2 protein-coding genes and 1 pseudogene are annotated in these 1,835 nt (G+C 47.7%); all 3 read right to left on the bottom strand.

The genetic code is table 11. The features are described 5' to 3' along the window. Nucleotides 1-1,168, bottom strand: a 1,168-nt coding sequence (locus AB6E08_RS23145; RefSeq protein ID WP_372160335.1) for a phage tail sheath subtilisin-like domain-containing protein, incomplete at its 3' end; no start/stop codon positions are given. Nucleotides 1,169-1,170: 2 nt separating this feature from the next. Further along, nucleotides 1,171-1,452 (bottom strand): DUF2635 domain-containing protein, encoded by a 282-nt coding sequence (locus AB6E08_RS23140; protein ID WP_372067328.1) that lies wholly within the window; start codon nucleotides 1,450-1,452, stop codon nucleotides 1,171-1,173. A 27-nt stretch (nucleotides 1,453-1,479) separates the two neighbouring features. After that, nucleotides 1,480-1,835 (bottom strand): annotated as a pseudogene (locus AB6E08_RS23135) (hypothetical protein); the annotation flags it as partial.

Genomic DNA, 1,835 nt, shown 5'->3' with positions numbered 1-1,835 from the left:
AACCCAACGTCGCTGGCGTAGTGATATCAAGATAGCTTGGGTCTGGGTCGCCATAAGCATTCTGACGATACATTGACACTTCACGTTCAATCGCTACTTCATTGCCAGGTGTCACCATGTATGTGGCAATACCATCGTGCAAAAGTAGATTGCGCTCGGTCATATCCCACTGAGCGGTTTTAGCCGGTGGCAGCAAACTGGTTAGCACTAACGTTTGAAGAGGGCGAGCAGGATCAATACCCAGTGAGTAAGACGCTCGGCCTGCATAAGCGGCAGCAAATTCCCAAGGCGAGTTTGGAGAACTGTTCGTACCCATACACGTAAACAAGAAGTCATTACGCGCAGAGCCAAACGCACCCGTCTCAGCAAAGGTGCCACGGAACGCGGTGTAAGCAATGCCTTCAATCATCTTGAGTGGGCCCCAACGATTAACCAGTTCGTCACGTAGGTCATTCATTGATTGGGTATCGTTAAACGGCATCACGATATGGTTGTACCATTCGTTCGGAATAACCGCGATAACAGCGCTCATGTCTGGCGTTCCTGCGCCGCCTGTCATGTCGGTAATCGCAATAGTCACACCACCAGGCAAGAACTCACCGTCGTAGTAGTTGTAACGGATATCGATATCGTCGCCCGTAATACCTGTCCATTTACACGTAAGCTCTACAATATCGGTAGACGCCGCTTTCAAAGCAGCAGTAACAGGCAGGTTGGTATCAGCATTCACCTTAGCAATGATGGCCGTAGCAATAGAATCAGCATCGTCCGTATCTTTCACCGTTACCTGCACGCTTTCGCCAGCAATCAGTAACGCGATCACACCTGCTTTAACCGTGGTTGCCGTAACGGTAATCTCACCCTTAGCCGCAGTTGCTGCCAAGTCAGCCACACCCAATGCATACACGTCAGTAAATTCATTGGTTTTTCGGAACTTCTTAAGCGTACGAGAAAGCATTGAACCTTTACCGTAAAGGTCATCAATTTGGCTTTCACTTGTGGTAATGCGATTCAGTGTAAGTGCGTCAGCACTGCCCGTTGCCAGCTGTTGGCCAAGTACTAATACTTTCTGAGCCAAAGCGGGTGTGCCTGAATTCGCTTCGCTGTTGTCGATCTCGATATAAACGAGTGGTACTCGAATATCGTTAGGAATAGAGCCCAATGACATGCTTATTCTCCTTCAGTTTTAGAGATTGTAGCCTTGGCTTCTTTCGCCAGCGCTTTCTTTTGTTGCTCGATGGCATCGGCTTTTTCTTTTGCCAGTGCCGCCTTGGCTGCATCCCAATCTTTTTGAGGGACTAACACCACGTCGCCATCATTAATTCTTCGAACCCAGTAGCCTGTGCGTTCGACTTCTTCACCAGCTGCGTTAACAAAACCACCTTCAGGTTTGCGTACGGGCACTTCGGCGTTCTTGGGTTTAATGGGGATCAGATTCTTTTTTAACGACATGATTAAGTCCTATATTTTTGTCACGGTTTATTGAGGCAGCTTCACTTCACCATCAATGGTGGGTGCGCCATCTGCGATTTCACCTTTCAGACCAAAGGTAATGAAGTCATCTAACGTACTGAGATCAATCTCTTCATCTAAGTACCATTGCTGCGACCAAGTGACAGACCAGATAGCAATACCAAGCTTGTCAATTTCACCGCTGTATAAATTGTCACTGCGTACGTTTTCAACGCGACCATAGGATGTTGGCAGTGCGCTTCTATCCATCAATTCACGTACTAACTTTCCTGCGACCACTTCGGCACGTAGGTCTTTTTCGTAACCAAACTGGTCAGTGGTAAACACATAGGCCACCAGGTTAACGTTACCAATTAAGCGAT

The organism is Vibrio sp. 10N.247.310.24 (genome assembly GCF_041467175.1).
Lineage (GTDB): Bacteria > Pseudomonadota > Gammaproteobacteria > Enterobacterales > Vibrionaceae > Vibrio > Vibrio tasmaniensis_A.
The sequence above is the reverse complement of the archived record's forward strand: the minus strand, read 5'-3'. Positions and strand labels throughout refer to the sequence as shown.